Origin of the sequence: Streptomyces sp. AV19 (genome assembly GCF_015999245.1) — a bacterium.
In the GTDB taxonomy this organism is placed as follows: domain Bacteria; phylum Actinomycetota; class Actinomycetes; order Streptomycetales; family Streptomycetaceae; genus Streptomyces.
Genome location: NZ_JAEAMR010000010.1, coordinates 697,913 through 722,953 on the forward strand (window position 1 = coordinate 697,913; position 25,041 = coordinate 722,953).

23 protein-coding genes and 1 pseudogene are annotated in these 25,041 nt (G+C 71.9%); 22 read left to right on the forward strand and 2 right to left on the reverse strand.

Going from position 1 to position 25,041, the window contains the following annotated elements; translation table 11 throughout:
- Positions 1–128: 128 nt before the first annotated feature.
- Positions 129–1,298: pseudogene (locus I5Q34_RS21675) on the forward strand (replication-associated recombination protein A); the annotation flags it as partial.
- A gap of 126 nt (positions 1,299–1,424) precedes the next feature.
- Here the strand turns inward: I5Q34_RS21675 and I5Q34_RS21680 are convergent.
- Positions 1,425–2,138, reverse strand: coding sequence for a DUF2470 domain-containing protein (locus I5Q34_RS21680; RefSeq protein WP_199893960.1), 714 nt, complete (start codon positions 2,136–2,138; stop codon positions 1,425–1,427).
- Positions 2,139–2,326: 188 nt separating this feature from the next.
- Between I5Q34_RS21680 and rpsD the strand changes: the two genes are divergently transcribed.
- The 15 genes from rpsD to nusB all read left to right on the forward strand — a co-directional run bounded on the left by rpsD (position 2,327) and on the right by nusB (position 16,258).
- On the forward strand, positions 2,327–2,941 hold the full coding sequence (gene rpsD, locus I5Q34_RS21685) for a 30S ribosomal protein S4 (protein ID WP_199893961.1): 615 nt from the start codon (positions 2,327–2,329) through the stop codon (positions 2,939–2,941).
- 251 nt (positions 2,942–3,192) lie between these two features.
- The gene (locus tag I5Q34_RS21690) at positions 3,193–3,639 is read left to right on the forward strand and encodes a DUF948 domain-containing protein (RefSeq protein ID WP_199893962.1); all 447 of its coding nucleotides are present in this window, start codon (positions 3,193–3,195) and stop codon (positions 3,637–3,639) included.
- Between the two features lie 7 nt (positions 3,640–3,646).
- Positions 3,647–3,976 (forward strand): DUF6167 family protein, encoded by a 330-nt coding sequence (locus I5Q34_RS21695; RefSeq protein ID WP_199893963.1) that lies wholly within the window; start codon positions 3,647–3,649, stop codon positions 3,974–3,976.
- Positions 3,976–6,645, forward strand: a complete 2,670-nt coding sequence (gene alaS, locus I5Q34_RS21700; protein ID WP_199893964.1) for an alanine--tRNA ligase — start codon at positions 3,976–3,978, stop codon at positions 6,643–6,645. The genes I5Q34_RS21695 and alaS overlap by 1 nt, the downstream gene beginning before the upstream one ends.
- Positions 6,642–7,112 (forward strand): Holliday junction resolvase RuvX, encoded by a 471-nt coding sequence (ruvX, locus tag I5Q34_RS21705; RefSeq protein WP_199894310.1) that lies wholly within the window; start codon positions 6,642–6,644, stop codon positions 7,110–7,112. The genes alaS and ruvX overlap by 4 nt, the downstream gene beginning before the upstream one ends.
- 124 nt (positions 7,113–7,236) lie before the next feature.
- Positions 7,237–8,934, forward strand: coding sequence for an endolytic transglycosylase MltG (gene mltG / locus I5Q34_RS21710; RefSeq protein WP_199893965.1), 1,698 nt, complete (start codon positions 7,237–7,239; stop codon positions 8,932–8,934).
- Positions 8,931–9,758 (forward strand): shikimate dehydrogenase, encoded by an 828-nt coding sequence (locus I5Q34_RS21715; protein WP_199893966.1) that lies wholly within the window; start codon positions 8,931–8,933, stop codon positions 9,756–9,758. The genes mltG and I5Q34_RS21715 overlap by 4 nt, the downstream gene beginning before the upstream one ends.
- A gap of 187 nt (positions 9,759–9,945) precedes the next feature.
- A complete protein-coding gene (aroC, locus tag I5Q34_RS21720; protein ID WP_199893967.1) occupies positions 9,946–11,130 on the forward strand; it encodes a chorismate synthase in 1,185 nt (394 codons plus the stop codon).
- On the forward strand, positions 11,127–11,699 hold the full coding sequence (locus I5Q34_RS21725; protein WP_199893968.1) for a shikimate kinase: 573 nt from the start codon (positions 11,127–11,129) through the stop codon (positions 11,697–11,699). The genes aroC and I5Q34_RS21725 overlap by 4 nt, the downstream gene beginning before the upstream one ends.
- Before the next feature lie 7 nt (positions 11,700–11,706).
- Positions 11,707–12,798, forward strand: coding sequence for a 3-dehydroquinate synthase (gene aroB, locus I5Q34_RS21730; RefSeq protein WP_199893969.1), 1,092 nt, complete (start codon positions 11,707–11,709; stop codon positions 12,796–12,798).
- On the forward strand, positions 12,795–13,238 hold the full coding sequence (aroQ, locus tag I5Q34_RS21735; protein WP_199893970.1) for a type II 3-dehydroquinate dehydratase: 444 nt from the start codon (positions 12,795–12,797) through the stop codon (positions 13,236–13,238). The genes aroB and aroQ overlap by 4 nt, the downstream gene beginning before the upstream one ends.
- A gap of 184 nt (positions 13,239–13,422) precedes the next feature.
- Positions 13,423–14,046: an AAA family ATPase gene (locus I5Q34_RS21740; RefSeq protein WP_199893971.1), complete on the forward strand. Its 624-nt coding sequence runs from the start codon at positions 13,423–13,425 to the stop codon at positions 14,044–14,046.
- A gap of 59 nt (positions 14,047–14,105) precedes the next feature.
- Positions 14,106–15,212 (forward strand): aminopeptidase P family protein, encoded by a 1,107-nt coding sequence (locus tag I5Q34_RS21745; RefSeq protein WP_199893972.1) that lies wholly within the window; start codon positions 14,106–14,108, stop codon positions 15,210–15,212.
- Between the two features lie 48 nt (positions 15,213–15,260).
- The gene (efp, locus tag I5Q34_RS21750) at positions 15,261–15,827 is read left to right on the forward strand and encodes an elongation factor P (protein ID WP_199893973.1); all 567 of its coding nucleotides are present in this window, start codon (positions 15,261–15,263) and stop codon (positions 15,825–15,827) included.
- 2 nt (positions 15,828–15,829) lie between these two features.
- Entirely contained in the window at positions 15,830–16,258 is a 429-nt protein-coding gene (gene nusB, locus I5Q34_RS21755) for a transcription antitermination factor NusB (RefSeq protein ID WP_199893974.1), read from the forward strand.
- Between the two features lie 76 nt (positions 16,259–16,334).
- Here the strand turns inward: nusB and bldD are convergent, their stop codons facing one another.
- Entirely contained in the window at positions 16,335–16,835 is a 501-nt protein-coding gene (gene bldD / locus I5Q34_RS21760; protein ID WP_004948690.1) for a transcriptional regulator BldD, read from the reverse strand.
- 230 nt (positions 16,836–17,065) lie between these two features.
- Between bldD and pyrR the strand changes: the two genes are divergently transcribed.
- The 6 genes from pyrR (at position 17,066) to carB (ending at position 25,032) form a co-directional block, all read left to right on the forward strand.
- Complete coding sequence (gene pyrR, locus I5Q34_RS21765; protein WP_199893975.1) at positions 17,066–17,647, forward strand: bifunctional pyr operon transcriptional regulator/uracil phosphoribosyltransferase PyrR; 582 nt, start codon at positions 17,066–17,068, stop codon at positions 17,645–17,647.
- A gap of 88 nt (positions 17,648–17,735) precedes the next feature.
- Entirely contained in the window at positions 17,736–18,746 is a 1,011-nt protein-coding gene (locus tag I5Q34_RS21770) for an aspartate carbamoyltransferase catalytic subunit (protein ID WP_199893976.1), read from the forward strand.
- On the forward strand, positions 18,746–20,029 hold the full coding sequence (locus I5Q34_RS21775; RefSeq protein WP_199893977.1) for a dihydroorotase: 1,284 nt from the start codon (positions 18,746–18,748) through the stop codon (positions 20,027–20,029). The genes I5Q34_RS21770 and I5Q34_RS21775 overlap by 1 nt, the downstream gene beginning before the upstream one ends.
- A complete protein-coding gene (locus I5Q34_RS21780; protein WP_199893978.1) occupies positions 20,026–20,592 on the forward strand; it encodes a hypothetical protein in 567 nt (188 codons plus the stop codon). Before I5Q34_RS21775 ends, I5Q34_RS21780 begins: the two co-directional genes overlap by 4 nt.
- Positions 20,589–21,728, forward strand: a complete 1,140-nt coding sequence (gene carA / locus I5Q34_RS21785; protein ID WP_199893979.1) for a glutamine-hydrolyzing carbamoyl-phosphate synthase small subunit — start codon at positions 20,589–20,591, stop codon at positions 21,726–21,728. Before I5Q34_RS21780 ends, carA begins: the two co-directional genes overlap by 4 nt.
- A complete protein-coding gene (carB, locus tag I5Q34_RS21790; RefSeq protein ID WP_199893980.1) occupies positions 21,721–25,032 on the forward strand; it encodes a carbamoyl-phosphate synthase large subunit in 3,312 nt (1,103 codons plus the stop codon). Before carA ends, carB begins: the two co-directional genes overlap by 8 nt.
- The last annotated feature ends 9 nt before the right edge of the window (positions 25,033–25,041 follow it).

Below are 25,041 nucleotides of genomic sequence, written 5' to 3' on the forward strand. Positions count from 1 at the left end.
GGGGCCCCGGGCGGGGGGCGGCCCCCGGCCCCCCCCCCCCCGCCGCGGGGGGGGGGGGCCGCCCCCCCGGCCCCCCGGGGGGCGCGCGGGGGGGGGGGGGGGGGGGGGGGGCCGGGGGGGGCCGGCCCGGGCCCTCCTCGGTGATCCTCTGGGGCCCGCCCGGCATCGGCAAGACGACCCTCGCGTACGTCGTCAGCCAGGCCACCAACAAGCGCTTCGTCGAGCTCTCCGCGATCACGGCCGGGGTCAAGGAGGTGCGGGCCGTCATCGACGGAGCCCGCCGCGCGTCCGGCGGCTACGGCCAGGAGACCGTCCTCTTCCTCGACGAGATCCACCGCTTCAGCAAGGCCCAGCAGGATTCCCTCCTCCCGGCCGTCGAGAACCGCTGGGTCACCCTCATCGCGGCCACCACGGAGAACCCGTACTTCTCGGTGATCTCCCCGCTGCTCTCCCGCTCCCTCCTGCTCACCCTCCAGGCGCTCACCGACGACGACCTGCGCGGTCTGCTGCGCCGCGCGCTCACGGACGAGCGCGGTCTCGGCGGGGCCGTCGCGCTGTCCGAGGACGCGGAGGCGCACCTGCTGCGGATCGCCGGCGGCGACGCGCGGCGGGCGCTGACCGCCCTGGAGGCGGGCGCCGGGGCGGCGATCGCCAAGGGCGAGGCGGAGATCGGCCTGCAGACGCTGGAGGAGACGGTCGACCGGGCGGCGGTGAAGTACGACCGGGACGGGGACCAGCACTACGACGTGGCCAGTGCCCTGATCAAGTCGATCCGCGGCTCGGACGTCGACGCCACGCTGCACTATCTCGCCCGGATGATCGAGGCGGGGGAGGACCCGCGGTTCATCGCGCGGCGACTGATGATCTCGGCGAGCGAGGACATCGGGCTGGCGGATCCGACGGCCTTGACGACGGCGGTCGCCGGTGCGCAGGCGGTCGCGATGATCGGCTTCCCCGAGGCGCGGATCACGCTCTCCCAGGTCGCCATCGCCCTGGCGCTCGCGCCCAAGTCCAACGCGGCGTACCTCGCGATCGACGCGGCGCTGGCGGATGTGCGGGCGGGGCTGGCGGGGCCGGTGCCGGCGCATCTGCGGGACGGGCACTACAAGGGGGCGGAGAAGCTGGGGCATGCGCAGGGATATGTGTATCCGCACGATCTGCCGGGGGGCATCGCGCGGCAGCGGTATGCGCCGGAGGCGGTGCACGGGAAGGAGTATTACCGGCCTACGCGGTACGGGGCGGAGGCGCGGTACGCGGATGTGGTGGAGCGGGTGCGGCAGCGTTTGAAGGGGGAGTGAAGCCCCTGGCCAGCCCTTTCACTCTCGCCGCGCTCTGCGCGGGGCAACGCGGCCGCGCCGCGTCAGTCCTCAATCGCCGGACGGGCTGAATCAGCCCGTCCGGCGTGAACGGGGGGAGGGGCGCCTTCACTCCTCCGCCGCGTCGAAGAGGCGGTGCATCGCCCGGCGCAGGCCCACCACGTTCCGTACCGGCTCCGGGAATTCGAAGCGGGCGTCGAAGGAGCGGTCGGCCAGGGATCCCTCGCCGCGGCCGTGCGTGAAGCGGACCCGCAGGCCGAAGCGGTCCAGCGCCAGCGGCACGGCCCGGTCGTCCGGCCCCGCGGCCTCCCGGCGCTCGCCCAGCAGCCGCCACAGGGAGCGCACCTGGTCGCCGTGGCCGGAGTGCAGGTGCTGGAGCAGATCCGCCTCGTACTCGACCAGTGGATCCGGGTCGGCCTCGGCGAACGCTCCGGGTTCGACGCGCTCCGCGCCCCACAGGTCGTCCACGGACGCCTCGCCCAGCTCCAGCCGGAGCATCATGTGACCGGGCTCGGCGACGCCGGGCACGCAGGTGATCCAGCCCGAGAGCCAGGCCCGGCCGCGGATGCGGTTGGGGACGGAGACCGGGGCCACGTCGGTGATCTCCAGTACGGCCGGGAGGTCGTCGTCCTGGGCGTGGGTGGCCGTGCGGACGACCGGGGACGCGGCGGGGAACGCCAGGAACACGTCGCCGTCGCGGCCCACGCTGCGGGCCTCGGGGGAGAGCTGCTCCGGGCGGGCGGACTCCAGCCCGGGAACGAGCAGTACCGCGGAGCATGTACTCTGTACGAGAGTTCGTGTGCGCTCGGCTGCTGACGGCATCCGCGCGATTTCAAGTCCGCTGGGACGCGGCTGACCACGATCTGATCGGACCTCCGTCGCACCGACGCCATCAGGCGCGTCGGCCTTCTTCGTGTTGTCCGTGACGTGACTGGTGTTCCCCGGGCGAGACATGCGATCTCCTTGAGTAAGGTGAGCCTAACCTAACCTATTTCGGAGGTCTGGAGAACGTGCCTAACCAGTCGCGTCCCAAGGTCAAGAAGTCTCGTGCGCTCGGCATCGCGCTGACGCCGAAGGCCGTCAAGTACTTCGAGGCCCGCCCCTACCCGCCGGGCGAGCACGGCCGTGGCCGCAAGCAGAACTCGGACTACAAGGTCCGTCTGCTCGAGAAGCAGCGTCTGCGCGCCCAGTACGACATCAGCGAGCGCCAGATGGCGCGCGCCTACGACCGCGCCAAGAAGGCCGAGGGCAAGACGGGCGAGGCGCTGGTCATCGAGCTCGAGCGTCGTCTCGACGCCCTGGTTCTGCGTTCGGGCATCGCCCGCACCATCTACCAGGCCCGTCAGATGGTCGTCCACGGCCACATCGAGGTCAACGGCGGCAAGGTCGACAAGCCGTCCTTCCGCGTCCGTCCCGACGACGTCGTGATGGTCCGCGAGCGCAGCCGCTCCAAGACCCTCTTCGAGACGGCCCGCGCCGGTGGCTTCGCCGCCGAGGGTGAGACCCCGCGCTACCTCCAGGTCAACCTGGCCGCGCTGGCCTTCCGCCTGGACCGCGAGCCGAACCGCAAGGAGATCCCGGTGATCTGCGACGAGCAGCTCGTCGTCGAGTACTACGCCCGCTAATTCCGGACGTAGCACCTCTTTCTCCGGCCGGCCCGCCGCCTCCCGCCCCCGTGGCGCGCGAAGCGGCGGGCCGCCGTGCTTTTCCGGACGGGCACGGCTCCGAACGGGCACGGACGCCTCCGCCGGGGCCGAAACGGAGCGGGGCCGAAACGGAGTACGGGAGGTCACCCCCGGCGCGATAAGGTCGGTATCCGACGTTCTACGTATGTGACCAGCTGTGTGACCAGCGACGACGAGCAGGGAGCGGTGCAGTGTCCGGTGGAGAGGTGGCCGGGATCCTCGTGGCCGTCTTCTGGGCGATCCTGGTGTCCTTCATCGCCCTGGTCCTGGTCCGTCTGGCACAGGCCCTGAAGGCCGCCACCAAGCTGGTCGCCGACGTCACCGAACAGGCCGTCCCGCTCCTCGCCGACGCCTCGGCGACGGTCCGCTCCGCGAACACCCAGCTCGCCCGCGTCGACTCGATCGCCGCGGACGTCCAGGAGGTCACGGCCAACGCCTCCGCGCTGTCCTCGACCGTCTCCTCCGCCTTCGGCGGTCCCCTGGTCAAGGTCGCCGCCTTCGGCTACGGGGTGCGGCGGGCGATCGGCCGCAAGGGCGGCCCCGCGGAGCCCGAGCGGGTTGCGTTCACCGGTAGGACCGTCGGCAAGAAACTGCCGTCCGCCCGGCGCGGCGGCCGCCGTACCCGTGGGAAGGGTTGACCGAGAAATGTTCCGCCGTGCTTTTTGGTTCACGACCGGTGTGGCCGCCGGTGTGTGGGCCACCACCAAGGTCAACCGCACCCTGGACAAGCTCACGCCCGAGAGCCTGGCGCTCCAGGCCGCCGACCGTGCCGTGCTCGCCGGCCGGCGCGTCAAGCTCTTCGCCCTCGACATCCGCGACGGCATGGCACACCGCGAGGCGGCGCTCAAGGACGCGCTCGGCCTGGCGGCCGCGCCGGAGCCCGAGCCCCGGGCGCTCCCCGGGCAGCGGCCGCACCTCGTGGTCGTCGAACAACAGCATCCCCATCACTCGCTCACCCGGAAAGAGGACCACTGATGGAGTCCGCCGAAATCCGCCGCCGCTGGTTGCGCTTCTTCGAAGAGCGCGGTCACACCGTCGTGCCGTCGGCGTCGCTCATCGCGGACGACCCGACGCTGCTCCTGGTCCCCGCCGGCATGGTGCCCTTCAAGCCGTACTTCCTCGGTGAGGTCAAGCCGCCGTTCAGCCGTGCCACCAGCGTGCAGAAGTGCGTCCGTACGCCGGACATCGAGGAGGTCGGCAAGACCACCCGGCACGGCACGTTCTTCCAGATGTGCGGCAACTTCTCCTTCGGCGACTACTTCAAGGAGGGCGCGATCAAGCTCTCCTGGGAGCTGCTGACCACCCCGGTGGACGGGGGCGGCTTCGGGCTGGACCCCGAGAAGCTCTGGATCACCGTCTACCAGGACGACGACGAGGCCGAGCGGATCTGGCGCGACGTGGTCGGCGTCCCCGCCGAGCGCATCCAGCGCCTGGGCAAGAAGGACAACTTCTGGTCCATGGGCGTCCCCGGCCCCTGCGGCCCCTGCTCCGAGATCAACTACGACCGCGGCCCCGAGTTCGGCCCCGAGGGCGGCCCGGCCGTCAACGACGAGCGGTACGTGGAGATCTGGAACCTGGTCTTCATGCAGTACGAGCGGGGTGCCGGCGACGGCAAGGAGGACTTCCCGATCCTCGGCGACCTCCCCGCCAAGAACATCGACACCGGTCTCGGCCTCGAGCGCCTCGCCATGATCCTCCAGGGCGTGCGCAATATGTACGAGACCGACACCCTGCGCGTGGTCATCGACAAGGCCACCGAGCTGACCGGTGTCCGCTACGGCGCCGCCGACGCCTCCGACGTCTCGCTGCGCGTGGTCGCCGACCACATGCGCACCTCCGTGATGCTCATCGGCGACGGCGTCACCCCCGGCAACGAGGGCCGCGGCTACGTCCTGCGCCGCATCATGCGCCGAGCCATCCGCAACATGCGGATGCTGGGCGCCACCGGCCCCGTCGTCGCCGACCTGCTCGACGTGATCATCAACACGATGGGGCAGCAGTACCCGGAGCTCGTCTCGGACCGCAAGCGCATCGAGACCGTCGCGCTCGCCGAGGAGGCCGCCTTCCTCAAGACCCTGAAGGCCGGCACCAACATCCTCGACACCGCCGTCACCGAGACCAAGGCCACCGGCGGCAAGATCCTCGCCGGCGAGAAGGCGTTCCTGCTCCACGACACCTGGGGCTTCCCCATCGACCTCACCCTGGAGATGGCCGCCGAGCAGGGCCTCTCCGTGGACGAGGACGGCTTCCGCCGCCTGATGAAGGAGCAGCGGGAGCGCGCCAAGGCCGACGCCAAGGCCAAGAAGACCGGCCACGCCGACCTGTCCTCCTACCGCGAGGTCGCCGACGCCTCCGGCGCCACCGACTTCACCGGCTACCTCACCACCGAGGGCGAGTCGACGGTCGTCGGCCTGCTCGTGGACGGCGTGCCCTCGCCCGCCGCCACCGAGGGCGACGAGGTCGAGGTCGTCCTGGACCGCACCCCGTTCTACGCCGAGGGCGGCGGCCAGCAGGCCGACCAGGGCCGCATCAAGCTCGACACCGGCGCCGTGATCGAGGTCCGCGACGTGCAGAAGCCGGTCCCCGGCGTGCACGTGCACAAGGGCGTCGTCCAGGTCGGCGAGGTGACCGTGGGCGCCTCCGCCTACGCCGTCATCGACGTCCGGCGCCGCCGCGCCATCGCCCGCGCCCACAGCGCCACGCACCTCACCCACCAGGCGCTGCGCGATGCCCTGGGCCCGACCGCCGCCCAGGCCGGTTCGGAGAACGCCCCGGGCCGCTTCCGCTTCGACTTCGGCTCCCCGGCCGCCGTGCCGGGCAGCGTCCTCACGGACGTCGAGCAGCGGATCAACGAGGTCCTCTCGCGCGAGCTGGAGGTCCACGCCGAGATCATGAGCCTGGACGAGGCCAAGAAGGCCGGCGCCATCGCCGAGTTCGGCGAGAAATACGGCGAGCGGGTCCGCGTGGTGACCATCGGCGACTTCTCCAAGGAGCTCTGCGGCGGCACGCACGTCGCCAACACCGCCCAGCTGGGCCTGGTGAAGCTCCTCGGCGAGTCCTCGATCGGCTCCGGCGTGCGCCGTGTCGAGGCCCTCGTCGGCGCCGACGCGTACAACTTCCTGGCCAAGGAGCACACGGTCGTCGCCCAGCTCACCGAGCTGGTCAAGGGCCGTCCGGAGGAGCTGCCGGAGAAGATCTCCGGGATGCTCGCCAAGCTCAAGGACGCCGAGAAGGAGATCGAGCGCTTCCGCGCCGAGAAGGTGCTCCAGGCCGCCGCCGGGCTGGCCGAGGGCGCCAAGGACGTCCGCGGCGTCGCCCTGGTCACCGGCCGGGTGCCGGACGGCACGGGCGCCGACGACCTGCGCAAGCTGGTGCTCGACGTCCGCGGCCGGATCAACGGCGGCCGCCCGGCCGTCGTCGCCCTGTTCACCGTGGCGGGCGGCCGTCCGCTGACCGTCATCGCCACCAACGACGCCGCCCGCGAGCGCGGCCTCAAGGCCGGTGACCTGGTGCGCACCGCGGCCAAGACGCTCGGCGGCGGTGGCGGCGGCAAGCCGGACGTCGCCCAGGGCGGCGGCCAGAACCCGGAGGCCGTGGACGAGGCCATGGCCGCCGTCGAGCGCCTCGTCGGGGAAGCGGCCTGAGCGTGCGACGAGGCAGACGCATCTCCGTCGACGTCGGGGACGCCCGGATCGGGGTCGCCTCGTGCGACCCCGACGGGGTCCTCGCCACCCCGGTCGAGACCGTGCCGGGGCGGGACATCCCCGCCGCGCACAAGCGGCTGGTGGCGGTGATCGAGGAGTACGAGCCCATCGAGGTGGTCGTCGGCCTGCCCCGCTCGCTCAGCGGGCGGGAGGGGCCGGCGGCGGCCAAGGTGCGCACGTTCGCCAAGGAGCTGGCCCGGCGCGTCGCGCCGGTGCCGGTCCGGCTGGTGGACGAGCGGATGACCACGGTCACCGCGGCCCAGGGGCTGCGCGCCTCCGGCGTGAGCGCCAAGAAGGGGCGGTCCGTCGTCGACCAGGCGGCGGCCGTGATCATTCTGCAGAACGCGCTGGAGACCGAACGGGTGTCCGGCCACCCTCCGGGCGAACCCGTCGAAGTGGTCATCTAATCGCGATACGGTAACCTTCCGCGCGACATGGCAGCTGTTCGAACGCCATCCATTCCGGACCAGACGATCGGACCCGCGCCCCTTGGGGGGCGCCCGGCTGCCGCTGTGCGGCTCTAGGGGATTGATGACTGAGTACGGCCGGGGTTCCGGCTCCCAACCGTGGAATCCCGGCGACCCCCACTACGGGGACCAGGGATACGAGGGCGGGCAGTATCCCCCTCAGCAGGCTCAGCAGCAGCCCTATTACGGGCAGCAGCAGTACGCCGAGCAGCAGCAATACGGCTGGGACACGGCACAGGGCGGGGGCGGCCACGCGGGCGGCTCCGACGGCCAGGGCGGCTACTACGGCGCCGGGTACCCGCAGGCGTACGACACCGGTCAGCACCCCCACCTGCAGGGACAGCAGCCGTACGACACGGGGCAGCATCCGCACGTGCAGGGCGGGCAGCAGTACGACACCGGTCAGCATCCCCATCCGCAGGGCCAGTCGTCGTACGGCACCGGTCAGCAGCCCCACGTCCCGTACGACACGGGGCAGCAGCGGTTCCCGCAGCAGCCGGCCCCGGTCCAGGAACCGCCCGAGGACTGGTCGGACGGCTCCTCCACGGGCACGCAGCCCTTCCTCGCCAAGGAGGAGGCCCCGGCTCCCGCGGTGTCCTCCCCGGCCATAGACCTCCTGCCCGGCGGTGGCGCCGACGAGGGGGACGACGAGCCCCGGCGCGGCCGGCGCGGCGGCAAGGCCAAGAAGGCGCCCAAGCGCCGCAGCGGAACGGCCTGTCTGGTGGTCGCCGTCGTGCTCCTCGGCGCCGTCGGCGGCGGGGGCTACCTCGCCTACGACTACTGGCAGACCAACTACGGCCCCGCGCCCGACTACGAGGGCGAGGGCTCGGGCCAGGTGCAGGTGGAGGTCGCGAAGGGATCGGGCCTCACCCAGATCGGTGATGCTCTCCAGAGGAAGGGCGTCGTCAAGAGCTCCCGCGCCTTTACCGAGGCTGCCAACGGCAAGCTCATCCAGCCGGGCACGTACACCCTGAACAAGGAGATGTCCGCCGCCTCCGCCGTCACGATGATGACGGACGCCAAGAACCTGCTGACGCTGCGCGAGGGCATCCGCGCCTCCGCCGTCTACACCGCGATCGACCAGAAGCTGGAGCTCAAGCCGGGCACCACCAAGGAGGTCGCGCACAACCAGGTGAAGAACCTGGGCCTGCCGGCCTGGGCCACCGCCTCGTCCGAGGTCAAGGACCCGCTGGAGGGCTTCCTCTTCCCGTCGCAGTACAACGCGGGCAAGGGCACCAAGCCGGAGGAGATCCTGCGGCAGATGGTCGCCCGCGCGGTGAAGAACTACGGCGAGCAGGACCTGGAGGGCAAGGCCAAGGAGCTGGGCCTGAAGTCCCCGCTGGAGGTGATCACCGTCGCCAGCCTCGTCCAGGTCGAGGGCAAGTACAAGCACGACTTCGACAAGATCGCCCGGGTCATCTACAACCGGCTCAAGCCGGACAACAAGGAGACCAACGGCAAGCTGGACTTCGACTCCACGGTCAACTACGCCAAGAGCCAGTCCACCCTGGACATCGGCTCCGTCAACGACCTGCGCCAGTTCAAGCACCCGTACAACACCTACTACATCCAGGGCCTGCCGCCGGGGCCGATCAGCAACCCCGGCATGGACGCCCTGAAGTCCGCGCTCGAACCCGCCTCCGGTCCCTGGTACTACTTCGTCTCGATCAACGAGAACGAGACGCTCTTCGCGGTGAGCAACGCGGAGCACAACAAGAACCGGGATCGGTACAACCAGGAGCGCAAGAAGGCCGGCCAATGACCACACGCCAGCGCGCAGCCGTACTCGGCTCGCCCATCGTCCACTCGCTGTCCCCGGTCCTGCACCGGGCCGCCTACGCCGAACTGGGCCTGGGGGAGTGGACGTACGAACGATTCGAGATCGACGAGGCCGCGCTTCCCGGCTTCGTGGCCGGGCTCGGCCCCGAGTGGGCGGGCCTCTCGCTGACCATGCCGCTCAAGCGCGCGATCATCCCGCTGCTGGACGAGGTCAGCGCCACCGCGCGGTCCGTCGAGGCGGTCAACACGGTGGTGTTCACCGAGGACGGCCGCCGGGTCGGCGACAACACCGACATCCCCGGGCTGGTCGCGGCGCTGCGCGAGCGCGGCGTGGAGAAGACCGCCTCGGCCGCCGTCCTGGGCGCCGGCGCCACCGCCTCCTCGGCGCTCGCCGCCCTGGCCGGGATCTGCTCCGGCGAGGTGACCGCCTACGTCCGCAGCCCGGAGCGGGCCGCCGAGATGCGGCAGTGGGGCGAGCGGCTCGGGGCGGACGTGCGCGTCGCCGACTGGTCGCGGGCCGCCGAGGCGTTCGAGGCGCCGCTGGTGATCGCCACCACCCCCGCGGGGGCGACGGACGCCCTGGCCGACGCCGTCCCCGAGCACGCGGGCACTCTCTTCGACGTGCTCTACGAGCCCTGGCCGACGCCGCTGGCCGCGGCCTGGGCCCGGCGCGGCGGCACCGTCCTCGGCGGCCTCGACCTGCTCGTCCACCAGGCGGTGCTCCAGGTCGAGCGGATGACCGGGGTGCCGCGGGCGCCGCTGGCCGCGATGCGCGCGGCGGGAGAGGCGGCCCTGGCGGCGCGCTGACGTCCCGTCGGCCGCCCCGGTCCGGCGGGGAGCCGCATTCCCGTCCGGCGAAGATCGGCAGGAAAGCGCCAGAAAAGGACCGGCCTCCGGGAAACCGCCCGGGACATGGGAGGATCGGGGATGGCGGCCCGCACCGCGGGTCGGTCGTGCCGCCGCACGTTCGAAGGCGCGAGCAGGAGGAGTTCCGTTGAGCAGGTTGCGCTGGCTGACGGCCGGGGAGTCGCATGGCCCGGCACTGGTGGCGACGCTGGAGGGGCTGCCCGCAGGCGTTCCGGTGACCACCGAGATGGTGGCGGACGCGCTCGCGCGGCGTCGGCTGGGCTACGGCCGCGGCGCCCGGATGAAGTTCGAGAAGGACGCGGTGACGTTCCTCGGCGGCGTCCGCCACGGGCTGTCGATGGGCTCCCCGGTCGCGGTCATGGTGGGCAACACCGAGTGGCCCAAGTGGGAGAAGGTCATGTCGGCCGACCCGGTCGACCCGGCGGAGCTGGCCGACATGGCCCGCAACGCCCCGTTGACGCGGCCCCGTCCGGGCCACGCCGACCTGGCGGGCATGCAGAAGTACGGCTTCGACGAGGCCCGTCCGATTCTGGAGCGTGCCTCGGCGCGCGAGACCGCGGCGCGCGTCGCGCTGGGCGCGGTCGCCCGCTCCTTCCTGAAGGAGGCGGCCGGCATCGAGATCGTCTCGCACGTGGTGGAGCTGGCCTCGGCCAGGGCTCCCTACGGTCTCGTCCCCAAGCCCTCCGACGTCGAGCGGCTGGACGCCGACCCGGTGCGCTGCCTCGACCCGGACGCCAGCAAGGCGATGGTCGCCGAGATCGACCAGGCGCAGAAGAGCGGCGACACCCTCGGCGGCGTCGTCGAGGTCGTCGCCCACGGCGTCCCGGTGGGCCTGGGCTCGCACGTGCACTGGGACCGCCGGCTGGACGCCCGGCTGGCCGCGGCGCTCATGGGCATCCAGGCGATCAAGGGCGTCGAGCTCGGCGACGGCTTCGCGCTGGCCCGGGTGCCGGGTTCGCAGGCGCACGACGAGATCGTGGGCACCGAGGACGGCATCCGCCGCACGTCCGGCCGCTCCGGCGGCACCGAGGGCGGCCTGACCACCGGTGAACTGCTGCGCGTCCGCGCCGCGATGAAGCCGATCGCCACCGTCCCCCGGGCGCTGGCCACCGTCGACGTCGCCACCGGCGAGGCGGCCAAGGCGCACCACCAGCGCTCCGACGTGTGCGCCGTGCCGGCCGCCGGCATCGTCGCCGAGGCCATGGTGGCGCTCGTGCTGGCCGACGCCGTCGTGGAGAAGTTCGGCGGCGACAGTGTCGGCGAGACCCGCCGCAACGTGCGGAGCTACCTCGACAACCTGGCGATCAAGTGACCGGTCCCACCGGTCCCGTCGCCGTCCTGGTCGGCCCGCCCGGCGCGGGCAAGTCCACCATCGGCGCCCTGCTCGCCGAGCGGCTGGGCACCGGCTACCGGGACACCGACGCCGACATCGAGCGGACGGCCGGCAAGCCCATCCCGGAGATCTTCATCGACGAGGGCGAGCCGCACTTCCGCGCGCTGGAGCGGCAGGCCGTCCGCGCCGCCGTGGCCGAGCACTCCGGAGTGCTCGCCCTCGGCGGCGGGGCGGTCATGGACCCGGACACCCGGGCCCTGCTCAAGGGCCTGCCCGTGGTCTTCCTCGACGTCGAACTGGCGGACGCCGTCCGCCGGGTGGGCCTGGACAAGCCGCGCCCGCTGCTCGCCATCAACCCCCGTCAGCGGTGGCGGGAGCTGATGGAGGCGCGCCGCCCGCTCTACCACGAGGTCGCCCGCGCCGTCGTGGCCACCGGTGACCGGACGCCCGTCCAGGTCGCCGAGGCCGTGCTCGAGGCGCTGGGGCTGCCCCGCACCACCGGCACCACCGCACCGGACACCACGCAGTCTCCGGACACCACGCAGTGAGGAACGCATGACGGACGCCCCCACCCGTATCCAGGTCGCCGGCAGCGCGGGCACCGCGCCGTACGAGGTCCTGGTCGGCCACCGGCTGCTGGGCGAGCTGCCCGGCCTCATCGGCCGCGACGCCAAGCGCGTGGCCGTGCTGCACCCCGAGGCGCTCGCCGAGACCGGCGAGGTGCTGCGCTCGGACCTGGCCGCCCAGGGCTACGAGGCCATCGCCATCCAGGTGCCCAACGCCGAGGAGGCCAAGACCGCCGAGGTCGCCGCCTACTGCTGGAAGGCGCTCGGCCAGTCCGGCTTCACCCGTACCGACGTCGTCGTCGGCGTCGGCGGCGGGGCCACCACCGACCTGGCCGGTTTCGTGGCCGCCACCTGGCTGCGCGGGGTGCGCTGGATCGCGGTGCCCACCACCGTGCTGGCGATGGTGGACGCCGCGGTCGGCGGCAAGACGGGCATCAACACCGCCGAGGGCAAGAACCTCGTCGGTGCCTTCCACCCGCCGGCCGGGGTGCTGTGCGACCTGGCCGCGCTGGAGTCGCTGCCCGTCCACGACTACGTCAGCGGCCTGGCCGAGGTCATCAAGGCCGGCTTCATCGCCGACCCGCGGATCCTGGAGCTGATCGAGGCCGATCCCGAGGCCGCCCGCACCCCGGCCGGCCCGCACACGGCCGAGCTGATCGAGCGCGCGATCCGGGTCAAGGCCGAGGTCGTCTCGCAGGACCTCAAGGAGTCGGGCCTGCGCGAGATCCTCAACTACGGCCACACGCTGGCCCACGCCATCGAGAAGAACGAGCGCTACAACTGGCGGCACGGCGCGGCGGTCTCCGTCGGCATGGTCTTCGCCGCCGAACTCGGCCGGATCGCGGGGCGGCTGGACGACGCGACGGCGGACCGGCACCGCGCGGTGCTGGAGGCCGTGGGCCTGCCGGTGACCTACCGCGGCGACCAGTGGCCCAAGCTGCTGGAGACGATGAAGATCGACAAGAAGACCCGGGGCGACCGGCTGCGCTTCATCGTGCTGGACGGGCTGGCCAAGCCGGTGGTGCTGGAGGCTCCGGACCCGGCGATGCTGCTGGCCGCACACGCGGAGATCGCGGCGTGAGCGCGCGCAGGGTGCTGGTGCTGAACGGCCCCAACCTGGGCCGGCTCGGCTCCCGCGAGCCCGATGTCTACGGGGCCACGTCCTACGCCGGGCTGGTGGAGGAGTGCACGAAGCTGGGCGCCGAGCTCGGCTTCGCGGTCGAGGTCCGGGAGACCAACGACGAGGGCGAGATCATCCGCTGGCTGCACGAGGCGGCCGACGGGCGGCTGCCGGTCGTCATCAACCCCGGTGCGTTCACGCACTACTCGTACGGGATGCGGGACGCGGCGGCGCAGCGGACGGCTCCGCTGATCGAGGTGCACATCTCCAACCCGTACGCGCGGGAGGAGTTCCGGCACACGTCGGTCATCGCGCCTGTCGCCTCCGGCACGGTCGCCGGTTTCGGGATCGGTTCGTACCGCTTGGCGTTGCGGGCGCTGGCGGAGGAACTGGCGGGCTGAGGTTGGGCGTTGGGGGGATTGTGCCCCTGTCCCGCCCTTTCACCGTTTCTTCGCGCTCCGCGCGGGTGTCCTTCGCCCGAAGGGCGAATGGGGTCCGGGGTCTCCCCGGGAAACGGCGCAAGGGCGGGGCTGGGGCAAACTGACCCCCGACGGCCACCACCCGCACGAGACGGAGTACCACCGGATGCAGCACCCCCCGATGCCGGCCGTGCCGCCCCCGCCGAGCCCGAGCCCCGGCCCCCTCGTCGGACCTCCGCCCGTCGCCGTCCTCCTCATCGGCCCGGCCGGTGCCGGGAAGACCACCGTGGCCCGTCACTGGGCCGACAACCGTCACGCCCCCACCGCCCACATCAGCCTCGACGACGTCCGCGAATGGGTGCGCGCGGGCTTCGCCGACCCCCAGTCGGGCTGGAACGACCACTCCGAGGCCCAGTACCGCCTCGCCCGCCGCACCTGCGGCTTCGCCGCCCGCAACTTCGTCGCCAACGGGATCTCCTGCATCATCGACGACGCCGTCTTCCCCGACCTGCCCGCCGTCGGACTCGGCGGCTGGCAGCGGCACATCGGCCCGGGCCTGCTGCCCGTGGTGCTGCTGCCGGGCCTCCAGGTGGTCCTGGAGCGCAACGCCGAGCGCACCGGCAACCGCCGCCTCGGCGACGAGGAGGTCGCCCGTATCCACGGCCGGATGGCCGGCTGGTACGGCTCCGGGCTGCCCATCATCGACAACTCCCAGCAGGACGTCGCCGCCACGGCCCGCCTCCTGGACGAGATCGTCGCCCGCGCCCTGGCCGCCCCGCCCCGCTGGTAGCGGCCCGGGCGGATGCTCCGGAGAGGCCGGTTCCGGCCGCCGATCGTAGGCTCGGAGCTATGTCCGACGTGTACGCGGCGCGGCGCGCACGGCTGCTGGAGCGGTGCGTGGCCGGCGGCGGCGACGCCGCCCTGGTGACCGGCGGGGCCAATGTGCGCTACCTCGCGGGCCGGGTGCCGGCCGGATCGGCCCTGCTCGTCGGGCCCGGACACGACCTGCTGCTGTGCGTCTCGGATCCGTTCGACGACGGCTCGGGCGCCCGGCCGGCCGGGGACCTGCGGGTCTTCGTGCTGCCGAGCGTCGAGGGAGACCCGGCCGTGGCGGCCGCGGAGCGCGCGGAGGCAGCCGGAGCGCGGATCCTGGCAGTGGAGGAGCACCACCTGACCGTCCTGCGCCACCGCGCCCTGCGCTCGGTCGCCCCCGGACTGCGTCTGGAGGACCTGGGCCCGGCCGTGGAGCAGCAGCGGCTGGTCAAGGACGACGAGGAGATCTCCTGTCTGCGCATCGCCGCCGAGATCGCCGACCAGGCGCTGGGGGAGCTGCTGGAGTCGATCCTGGTGGGCCGCACCGAGCGCCATCTGGCGCTGGAGCTGGAGCGGCGGCTGGTGGACCACGGCGCGACCGGGGCCGCGTTCGCCACCTCGGTGGGGACGGGGCCGGACTCGGGGCTGATGGGCCACGTGCCCTGCGACCGCCGGGTCGAGGAGGGCGACTTCCTCACCGTCTGCCTGGGCGCCGATTACCACGGCTACCACAGCGAGGTCGCCCGTACCTTCGTCATCGGGACGTCCCCCGCGGACTGGCAGATCGAGCTGTACGAGCAGGTCTTCGCGGCCCAGCGGGCCGGGCGGGAGGCACTCGTGCCCGGCACGCCGTACCGTGAAGTGGACCGCGCGGTGCGCCGGGTGCTGGACGCCGCGGGCCATGCCGAACGGCTCGGTCCGTGGGTCGGTCACGGCGTGGGACTCGAAAACGGCGAGGACCCTCGGCTGGCGCCCTCGGCCATGGGTAAACTGGACGCTTGCGTGCCGGTCACCGTAGATCCGGGGGTACACCTCCCGGGGCGGGGCGGCGTCCGGATCGATGACACGCTCGTCGTCCGCCCCGAGGCGGACGGCGGTCCCGAGCTACTCACCATCACGACCAAGGAGCTGCTCGCGCTGTAGCGCGTGCCTCTTCGGGGTCGCAGCTTCAGTCCAGGAGATTCCGCAACCGTGGCTTCCACGAACGACCTCAAGAACGGCATGGTGCTCAAGCTCGAAGGCGGCCAGCTCTGGTCCGTCGTCGAGTTCCAGCACGTCAAGCCCGGCAAGGGCCCCGCCTTCGTGCGCACCAAGCTCAAGAACGTGCTGTCCGGCAAGGTCGTCGACAAGACCTTCAACGCCGGCGTCAAGGTCGAGACGGCCAACGTCGACAAGCGCGGTATGCAGTTCTCGTACATGGACGGCGACTACTTCGTCTTCATGGACATGGACACGTACGACCAGCTGCACATCGACCGCAAGACCGTCGGTGACGCCGCCAACTTCCTGATCGAGGGCTTCGAGGCCGTCGTCGCGCAGAACGAGGGCAGCGTCCTCTACGTCGAGCTCCCGGCCGCCGTCGAGCTCACCATCCAGCACACCGACCCGGGCGTCCAGGGCGACCGCTCCACCGGTGGCACCAAGCCCGCCAAGCTGGAGACCGGCTACGAGATCCAGGTCCCGCTGTTCATCAGCACGGGCGAGAAGATCAAGGTCGACACGCGCACCGGCGATTACCTCGGCCGGGTGAACAGCTAACCGTGGCCGCTCGCAGCAACTCCCGGAAGCGTGCCTTCCAGATCCTCTTCGAGGCCGACCAGCGCGGCGCGACCGTGCTGGACGTGCTCGCGGACTGGGTCCGGCACTCGCGCTCCGACGACCGGCAGCCGCCCGTCAACGAGTACACGATGCAGCTGGTCGAGGGGTACGCCGAGCACGTGACCCGGATCGACGAGCTGATCGCCACCTACGCGGTCGGCTGGGACCTCGACCGGATGCCGGTCGCCGACCGGAACATCGTCCGGCTCGGTGCCTACGAGCTCATCTGGGAGGACGGCACCCCGGACGCCGTGGCGATCGACGAGGCGGTGCAGCTCGCCAAGGAGTTCTCCACGGACGAGTCGCCGGCCTTCGTCAACGGTCTGCTCGGCCGCTTCAAGGAACTGAAGCCGGGCATCCGCCGCGCATGACGCCGAAACGCCGCTGGGCGGGAAACCGAAAGGTTTCCCGCCCAGCGGCGTTCGTATGAGGCAAGTGCGCCGAGCGCTATGCGTCCTCGTGCTGGACGGCGCGGCGCGCGTCCGCGTCGAGCACGCCCCAGCTGATGAGCTGCTCGGTGAGCACCGAGGGCGACTGGTCGTAGATCACGGCGAGGGTGCGCAGGTCGTCCTGGCGGATCGACAGCACCTTGCCGTTGTAGTCGCCGCGCTGGCTCTGGATGGTCGCCGCATAACGCTGGAGGGGGCCCGCCTTCTCGGCCGGGACGTGGGCGAGGCGCTCCAGGTCCAGGACCAGCTTCGGCGGGGGCTCCGCGGCGCCGCCGGGCGTCGTGCCGGGCAGCAGCTCCTGCACGGGCACCCCGTAGAAGTCGGCCAGCTCGGCCAGGCGCTGCACGGTCACGGCACGGTCGCCGCGCTCGTACGAGCCCACCACCACGGCCTTCCAACGACCCTGCGACTTCTCCTCCACGCCGTGGAGAGAGAGACCCTGCTGGGTGCGGATGGCGCGGAGCTTGGCCCCGAGCTGTTTGGCGTATTCGCTGGACATAAAGCTCCCGGACGCTGTATCGACGTGCGGCGGGTCTGTTGACTGCCGCGCGGCTGGTAACTCACTGTGAGGTTACGCAGCGTAATCTGGCTTCGTCAAGCCGAATGGTTCACCGCTTCCGCCGTCAGGGGGTGGGTCGGGGTGCTCCGACGGTGCTGGTAGGGTGGATCCCGCAATTCCGACGTCCTTTAATGTCCGTCCCGTGAGGCGGAGAAGGAGGTCCGTTTCTTATGGACACCACCGTATCCGCGGCTGGTCCCGCGCGCCCGGTGCTCGAAGCACCGGACATCGCCAGGGTCCTCACCCGCATCGCCCACGAAATCGTCGAACGCGCCAAGGGCGCCGATGACGTGGTCCTCCTCGGCATTCCCACCCGAGGCGTTTTCCTGGCCCACCGACTGGCCGTCAAGCTCGCCGAGATCACCGGCAGCACCGTGCCCGTGGGCTCCCTCGACATCACCATGTACCGGGACGACCTGCGCCTGCGCCCCGCCCGGGCGCTCGCCCGCACCGAGATCCCCGGCGAGGGCATCGACGGCCGGCTCGTGGTCCTGGTCGACGACGTGCTCTTCTCCGGCCGCACCATCCGCGCCGCGCTCGACGCCCTGAACGACATCGGGCGCCCCCGCGCCGTCCAGCTCGCGGTCCTCGTGGACCGCGGCCACCGCGAACTGCCGATCCGCGCCGACTACGTCGGCAAGAACCTCCCCACGTCGCTGCGGGAGACGGTCAAGGTCCAGCTCACCGAGGAGGACGGGCGCGACAGCGTGCTCCTCGGCGTGCGCGCGGCCGCCCCGGCCGACGGGCAGTAGCCCCCTTTTCGCGAGCCCTCGGGGCGAGGCGGCGGTTCCGCCTGCCCCGACCCGGCCTCCCGCACACCCTCACACCACGGAGCACCGGATGCTGCACCTCTCCGGGGGGAGCCCCCGTACCCGCGGCCACCTCGTCTCGGCCGCCGACCTCACCCGTGACGACGCCGTCCTGATCCTCGACACCGCCGAGGAGATGGCCCGGGTCGCGGACCGGCCGATCAAGAAGCTGCCGACCCTGCGCGGCCGTACGGTCGTCAACCTCTTCTTCGAGGACTCGACGCGGACCCGCATCTCCTTCGAGGCGGCCGCCAAGCGGCTGTCCGCCGACGTCATCAACTTCTCCGCGAAGGGCTCCTCGGTCTCCAAGGGCGAGTCCCTCAAGGACACCGCCCTGACCCTGGAGGCGATGGGCGCGGACGCCGTCGTCATCCGCCACCACGACTCGGGCGCGCCGCACCGGCTGGCCACCTCCGGCTGGATCAACGGCTCGGTGGTCAACGCTGGCGACGGCACCCACGAGCACCCCACCCAGGCCCTGCTGGACGCCTTCACCCTGCGCCGCCGCCTGGTCGGCCCCGACGCGGGCCTCGGCCGGGACCTGGCCGGGCGGCGGGTCACCGTCGTCGGCGACATCCTGCACAGCCGGGTCGCCCGCTCCAACGTCCACCTGCTGACCGCCCTGGGCGCCGAGGTCACCCTGGTCGCCCCGCCGACCCTGGTGCCCTTCGGCGTCGAGTACTGGCCCTGCGAGGTCTCCTACGACCTCGACGCCGTGCTGCCCAAGTCCGACGCGGTGATGATGCTGCGCGTCCAGCGCGAGCGCATGAACGCGGCCTTCTTCCCCACCGAGCGCGAGTACGCCCGCCGTTACGGCCTCGACGGGGAGCGCATGGCGCGGATGCCCGAGCACGCCATCGTCATGCACCCCGGCCCGATGAACCGCGGCATGGAGATCACCGCCGAGGTCGCCGACTCCGGCCGCTGCACGGCCGTCGAGCAGGTCACCAACGGCGTCTCCATCCGCATGGCCGTCCTCTACCTGCTGCTCGGCGGCTCCGAATCCGCCGTGACCAACTACCGCACCGAGGAGAGCAAGTAATGAAGACCCTGATCCGTGGTGCGAAGATCCTCGGCGGCGAGCCGCAGGACGTCCTCGTCGACGGCGAGACCATCACCGAGGTCGGCACGGGCCTGAGCGCCGAGGGCGCCCAGGTGATCGAGGCCGGCGGCAAGGTCCTCCTGCCGGGCCTGGTGGACCTCCACACCCACCTGCGCGAGCCCGGCCGCGAGGACTCCGAGACCGTCCTCACCGGCACCCGCGCCGCGGCCGTCGGCGGCTACACCGCCGTCCACGCCATGGCCAACACCTTCCCCGTCGCCGACACCGCCGGCGTCGTCGAGCAGGTCTGGCGGCTGGGCAAGGAGTCCGGCTACTGCGACGTCCAGCCCATCGGCGCCGTCACCGTCGGCCTGGAGGGCAAGAAGCTCGCCGAGCTCGGCGCGATGCACGACTCCGCCGCCGGCGTGCGGGTCTTCTCCGACGACGGCAAGTGCGTGGACGACGCCGTGATCATGCGGCGCGCGCTGGAGTACGTGAAGGCCTTCGACGGCGTCGTCGCCCAGCACGCCCAGGAGCCCCGGCTCACCGAGGGCGCCCAGATGAACGAGGGCATCGTCTCCGCCGAACTCGGCCTGGGCGGCTGGCCCGCCGTCGCCGAGGAGTCGATCATCGCCCGCGACGTCCTGCTCGCCGCGCACGTCGGCTCCCGGCTGCACGTCTGCCACCTCTCGACGGCCGGCTCCGTGGAGATCGTGCGCTGGGCCAAGTCCAAGGGCTGGAACGTCACCGCCGAGGTCACCCCGCACCACCTGCTGCTGACCGACGAAATGGTGCGTTCCTACAACCCCGTCTACAAGGTGAACCCGCCGCTGCGCACCGAGGCCGACGTCATGGCCCTGCGCGCCGCCCTCGCCGACGGCACCATCGACTGCGTGGCCACCGACCACGCCCCGCACCCGCATGAGGACAAGGACTGCGAGTGGGGCGCCGCCGCCATGGGCATGGTGGGCCTGGAGACCGCGCTCTCCGTCGTCCAGCACACGATGGTGGACACGGGCCTGCTGGACTGGGCGGGCGTCGCCGACCGGATGTCCTTCACCCCGGCCCGCATCGGGCGCCTCGCCGGCCACGGCCGTCCCGTCGCCCCCGGTGAGCCCGCCAACCTCACCCTGGTCGATTCCGCATACCGTGGACCCGTGGACCCCGCGGGCTTCGCCTCCCGCAGCCGCAACACGCCCTACGAGGGCCGCGAGCTGCCGGGTCGCGTCACCCACACCTTCCTGCGGGGCCGGGCGACGGTCGTGGACGGGAATCTGACGTGACACCTTTGATCACCACCCTGGCGGACGAGCAGAAGTCGGAGGCGGTCACCGACTGGGCGGCCAGGGCCGGCTGGGTCGTCGGACTGCTGCTCTTCGTCGCGCTCCTGTACTGGCTGATGCGCGAGGGCTGGAAGTGGCGCGGCACGCTCCAGGGCGACCTGCCCGAGCTGCCGGCCGTTCCGGACGAGCCGGGGGAGGCCCGCCTGACGATGGCCGGCCGCTACCACGGCTCCACCACCGCCGGCCAGTGGCTCGACCGCATCGTCGCCCGCGGCCTGGGCACCCGCAGCCGCGTGGAGCTCACCCTGACCGAGCAGGGCCTGGCCGTCGTCCGGCCCGGCGCCGAGGACTTCTTCGTCCCCGCCGCCGGCCTGCGCGGCGCCCGCCTGGACAAGGGCATCGCCGGCAAGGTCCTCGCCGAGGGCGGCCTGCTGGTCGTCACCTGGCGGCATGGCGACAAGGAGATCGACTCCGGTTTCCGCGCCGACCACCCGGCCGAGCACGCCGCCTGGGTCGAGGCCCTCACCTCCCTGAACAACAGCACTACGGAAGGCGCACGATGACGACCTCCACCCCGGGGAGCAGGATCCCCGCCGTACTCGTCCTGGAGGACGGCCGCACCTTCCGCGGCCGCGCCTACGGGGCCGTGGGGGCGACCTTCGGCGAGGCGGTGTTCTCCACCGGCATGACCGGCTACCAGGAGACCCTGACCGACCCGTCGTACCACCGCCAGGTGGTCGTCATGACCGCCCCGCACGTCGGCAACACCGGCGTCAACGACGAGGACCCGGAGTCCGCGCGGATCTGGGTCTCCGGCTACGTCGTCCGCGACCCCGCCCGCGTCCCGTCCAACTGGCGCTCGCGCCGCTCCCTCGACGAGGAGCTGCGCAAGCAGGGCGTCGTCGGCATCAGCGGGGTGGACACCCGGGCGCTCACCCGCCACTTGCGCGAGCGCGGCGCCATGCGCGTCGGCATCTTCTCCGGCAACGCGCTGCCCGACGAGGGCACCATGCTCGCCGAGGTCCGCCAGGCCCCGGAGATGGCCGGCGCCGACCTCTCCGCCGAGGTGGCCACCAAGGAGACGTACGTCGTCCCGGCCATCGGTGAGAAGAAGTTCACCGTCGCCGCGATCGATCTGGGCATCAAGGGCATGACCCCGCACCGGATGGCCGAGCGCGGCATAGAGGTCCACGTGCTGCCAGCGACGGCCACCGCCGAGGACGTCTACGCGGTCGCCCCCGACGGCGTGTTCTTCTCCAACGGCCCCGGCGACCCGGCGACCGCCGACCACCCGGTCGCGGTGATGCGCGAGGTGCTGGACCGCGGGACCCCGCTGTTCGGCATCTGCTTCGGCAACCAGATCCTCGGCCGCGCGCTGGGCTTCGGCACCTACAAGCTGAAGTACGGCCACCGGGGCATCAACCAGCCGGTGCAGGACCGCACCACCGGCAAGGTCGAGATCACCGCGCACAACCACGGCTTCGCCGTCGACGCCCCGCTCGACGGACCGGCCGAGACCCCCTACGGCCGCGTCGAGGTCTCCCACGTCTGTCTGAACGACGACGTGGTCGAGGGCCTCCGGCTGCTCGACCGGCCCGCCTTCAGCGTCCAGTACCACCCCGAAGCCGCAGCGGGACCGCACGACGCGGCCTACCTGTTCGATCGCTTCGTCTCCCTGATGGAGGGCCAGCGTGCCTAAGCGCACCGACATCCAGTCCGTCCTGGTCATCGGCTCCGGCCCGATCGTCATCGGCCAGGCCGCCGAGTTCGACTACTCGGGGACCCAGGCCTGCCGCGTCCTGAAGTCCGAGGGCCTGCGGGTCATCCTGGTCAACTCCAACCCGGCCACGATCATGACCGACCCCGAGATCGCCGACGCCACGTACGTCGAGCCGATCACCCCGGAGTTCGTCGAGAAGATCATCGCCAAGGAGCGCCCCGACGCGCTCCTGCCCACCCTCGGCGGCCAGACCGCGCTCAACACCGCCATCTCCATGCACGAGAACGGCGTGCTGGAGAAGTACGGCGTGGAACTCATCGGCGCCAACGTCGAGGCGATCCACAAGGGCGAGGACCGCGACCTGTTCAAGGGCGTCGTCGAGGCCGTCCGCGCCAAGACCGGCCACGGCGAGTCCGCCCGCTCGGTCATCTGCCACTCCATGGACGAGGTGCTGGCGGGCGTGGAGACGCTGGGCGGCTACCCCGTCGTCGTCCGCCCCTCCTTCACCATGGGCGGCGCCGGCTCCGGCTTCGCCCACGACGAGGACGAGCTGCGCCGTATCGCCGGCCAGGGCCTCACGCTCTCCCCGACCACCGAGGTGCTCCTGGAGGAGTCCATCCTCGGCTGGAAGGAGTACGAGCTGGAGCTGATGCGCGACAAGCACGACAACGTCGTGGTCGTCTGCTCCATCGAGAACTTCGACCCGATGGGCGTGCACACCGGCGACTCCATCACCGTCGCCCCGGCGATGACGCTGACCGACCGCGAGTACCAGATCCTGCGGGACGTCGGCATCGCGATCATCCGTGAGGTCGGCGTCGACACCGGCGGCTGCAACATCCAGTTCGCCGTCAACCCCGACGACGGCCGGGTCATCGTCATCGAGATGAACCCGCGCGTCTCCCGCTCCTCCGCGCTCGCCTCCAAGGCCACCGGCTTCCCGATCGCCAAGATCGCGGCCCGCCTCGCCGTCGGCTACACGCTGGACGAGATCCCCAACGACATCACCGAGCAGACCCCGGCGTCCTTCGAGCCCACGCTCGACTACGTCGTGGTCAAGGCGCCCCGCTTCGCGTTCGAGAAGTTCCCGGCCGCCGACGCCACGCTGACCACGACCATGAAGTCGGTCGGCGAGGCCATGGCCATCGGCCGCAACTTCACCGAGGCGCTGCAGAAAGCGCTGCGGTCGCTGGAGAAGAAGGGCTCGTCCTTCGACTTCGTCTCCGCGCCCGGCGACAAGGCGGCGCTGCTGGAGAAGGCGGCGGTCCCGACGGACGGGCGGATCAACACCGTCATGGCCGCCGTCCGGGCCGGCGCCACCCAGGAGGAGGTCTTCGAGGCCACCCGCATCGACCCCTGGTTCGTCGACCAGCTCTTCCTCCTGAACGAGATCGCCGAGGAGCTGCGCGCGGCGGCCGAGCTGGAGCCGGCCCTGCTGGCCGAGGCCAAGCGGCACGGCTTCTCCGACGCGCAGATCGCCGCCGTCCGCGGCCTGCGCGAGGAGGTCGTGCGCGAGGTCCGGCACGCCCTGGGCGTGCGCCCGGTCTACAAGACGGTGGACACCTGCGCCGCCGAGTTCGCCGCGAAGACCCCGTACTTCTACTCCTCCTACGACGAGGAGAGCGAGGTCGCCCCGCGCGAGAAGCCGGCCGTGATCATCCTCGGCTCGGGCCCCAACCGCATCGGCCAGGGCATCGAGTTCGACTACTCCTGCGTCCACGCCTCGTTCGCGCTCAGCGACGCCGGGTTCGAGACCGTGATGGTCAACTGCAACCCGGAGACCGTCTCCACCGACTACGACACCTCCGACCGGCTCTACTTCGAGCCGCTCACCCTGGAGGACGTCCTGGAGATCGTCCACGCCGAGCAGGCGGCCGGCCCGGTCGCGGGCGTCGTCGTCCAGCTCGGCGGGCAGACCCCGCTGGGCCTGGCCCAGGCGCTCAAGGACAACGGCGTGCCGATCGTCGGCACCTCGCCCGAGGCCATCGACCTGGCCGAGGAGCGCGGCGCGTTCGGCCGGGTGCTCACCGAGGCGGGGCTGCCGGCGCCCAAGTACGGCACGGCCTTCTCCTTCGAGGAGGCCAAGGACATCGCCGCCGAGATCGGCTACCCGGTCATGGTCCGCCCGTCCTACGTGCTCGGCGGCCGCGGCATGGAGATCGTCTACGACGAGCCCTCGCTCGCCGGCTACCTGGAGCGGCACGCCGGTCTGATCTCCGAGCACCCGGTCCTCATCGACCGCTTCCTCGACGACGCCATAGAGATCGACGTGGACGCCCTCTACGACGGCCACGAGCTCTACCTCGGCGGCGTCATGGAGCACATCGAGGAAGCCGGCATCCACTCCGGCGACTCCGCCTGCGCGCTGCCCCCCATCACCCTGGGCGGCCACGACATCAAGCGGCTGCGCACCTCGACCGAGGCGATCGCCGCGGGCGTGGGCGTCCGCGGCCTGATCAACATCCAGTTCGCGATGGCCGGGGACATCCTCTACGTCCTGGAGGCCAACCCGCGCGCCTCCCGCACGGTGCCCTTCACCTCCAAGGCGACCGCCGTACCGCTGGCCAAGGCCGCCGCGCGGATCTCGCTGGGCGCCACCATCGCCGAGCTGCGCGCGGAGGGCCTGCTCCCGGCGGAGGGCGACGGTGGCACGCTGCCGATGGACGCGCCGATCTCCGTCAAGGAGGCCGTGATGCCCTGGACGCGCTTCCGCGACCCGTCCGGGCGCGGCGTGGACACCGTCCTGGGCCCGGAGATGCGCTCCACCGGCGAGGTCATGGGCATCGACAACGTCTTCGGCACGGCGTACGCCAAGTCGCAGGCCGGCGCCTACGGCGCGCTGCCCACCAAGGGCCGGGCGTTCGTCTCGGTCGCCAACCGCGACAAGCGCGCGATGATCTTCCCGGCCCGCGAGCTGGCGGCCCAGGGCTTCGAGCTGCTGGCCACCTCCGGCACGGCCGAGGTCCTCAAGCGCAACGGCATCAACGCCACCGTGGTCCGCAAGCTGTCCGAGGGGCCGGGCCCCAACGGCGAGCGGACGATCGTCCAGCTCATCCACGACGGTGAGGTCGACCTGATCATCAACACCCCCTACGGCACCGGCGGCCGCCTCGACGGCTACGAGATCCGCACCGCCGCCGTCGCCCGGGCGGTGCCCTGCCTGACCACCGTCCAGGCCCTCGCCGCCGCGGTCCAGGGCATCGACGCCCTCACCCGCGACGAGGTGGGCGTCCGCTCCCTCCAGGAGCACGCGGAACAGCTCACCGCCGCCCGCCGGGCGTAACGGCACGAA

Excerpts from the sequence above, each read along its gene's own strand:
- bldD (WP_004948690.1), bottom strand. The coding sequence starts at position 16,835 with ATGTCCAGCGAATACGCCAAACAGCTCGGGGCCAAGCTCCGCGCCATC.
- mltG (WP_199893965.1), top strand. The coding sequence starts at position 7,237 with ATGACTGAGTACGGCCGGGGTTCCGGCTCCCAACCGTGGAATCCCGGC.
- I5Q34_RS21695 (WP_199893963.1), top strand. The coding sequence starts at position 3,647 with ATGTTCCGCCGTGCTTTTTGGTTCACGACCGGTGTGGCCGCCGGTGTG.
- I5Q34_RS21770 (WP_199893976.1), top strand. The coding sequence starts at position 17,736 with ATGCTGCACCTCTCCGGGGGGAGCCCCCGTACCCGCGGCCACCTCGTC.
- I5Q34_RS21775 (WP_199893977.1), top strand. The coding sequence starts at position 18,746 with ATGAAGACCCTGATCCGTGGTGCGAAGATCCTCGGCGGCGAGCCGCAG.
- aroB (WP_199893969.1), top strand. The coding sequence starts at position 11,707 with ATGACGGACGCCCCCACCCGTATCCAGGTCGCCGGCAGCGCGGGCACC.
- I5Q34_RS21715 (WP_199893966.1), top strand. The coding sequence starts at position 8,931 with ATGACCACACGCCAGCGCGCAGCCGTACTCGGCTCGCCCATCGTCCAC.
- I5Q34_RS21740 (WP_199893971.1), top strand. The coding sequence starts at position 13,423 with ATGCAGCACCCCCCGATGCCGGCCGTGCCGCCCCCGCCGAGCCCGAGC.
- pyrR (WP_199893975.1), top strand. The coding sequence starts at position 17,066 with ATGGACACCACCGTATCCGCGGCTGGTCCCGCGCGCCCGGTGCTCGAA.
- carA (WP_199893979.1), top strand. The coding sequence starts at position 20,589 with ATGACGACCTCCACCCCGGGGAGCAGGATCCCCGCCGTACTCGTCCTG.
- alaS (WP_199893964.1), top strand. The coding sequence starts at position 3,976 with ATGGAGTCCGCCGAAATCCGCCGCCGCTGGTTGCGCTTCTTCGAAGAG.
- I5Q34_RS21680 (WP_199893960.1), bottom strand. The coding sequence starts at position 2,138 with ATGCCGTCAGCAGCCGAGCGCACACGAACTCTCGTACAGAGTACATGC.
- I5Q34_RS21745 (WP_199893972.1), top strand. The coding sequence starts at position 14,106 with ATGTCCGACGTGTACGCGGCGCGGCGCGCACGGCTGCTGGAGCGGTGC.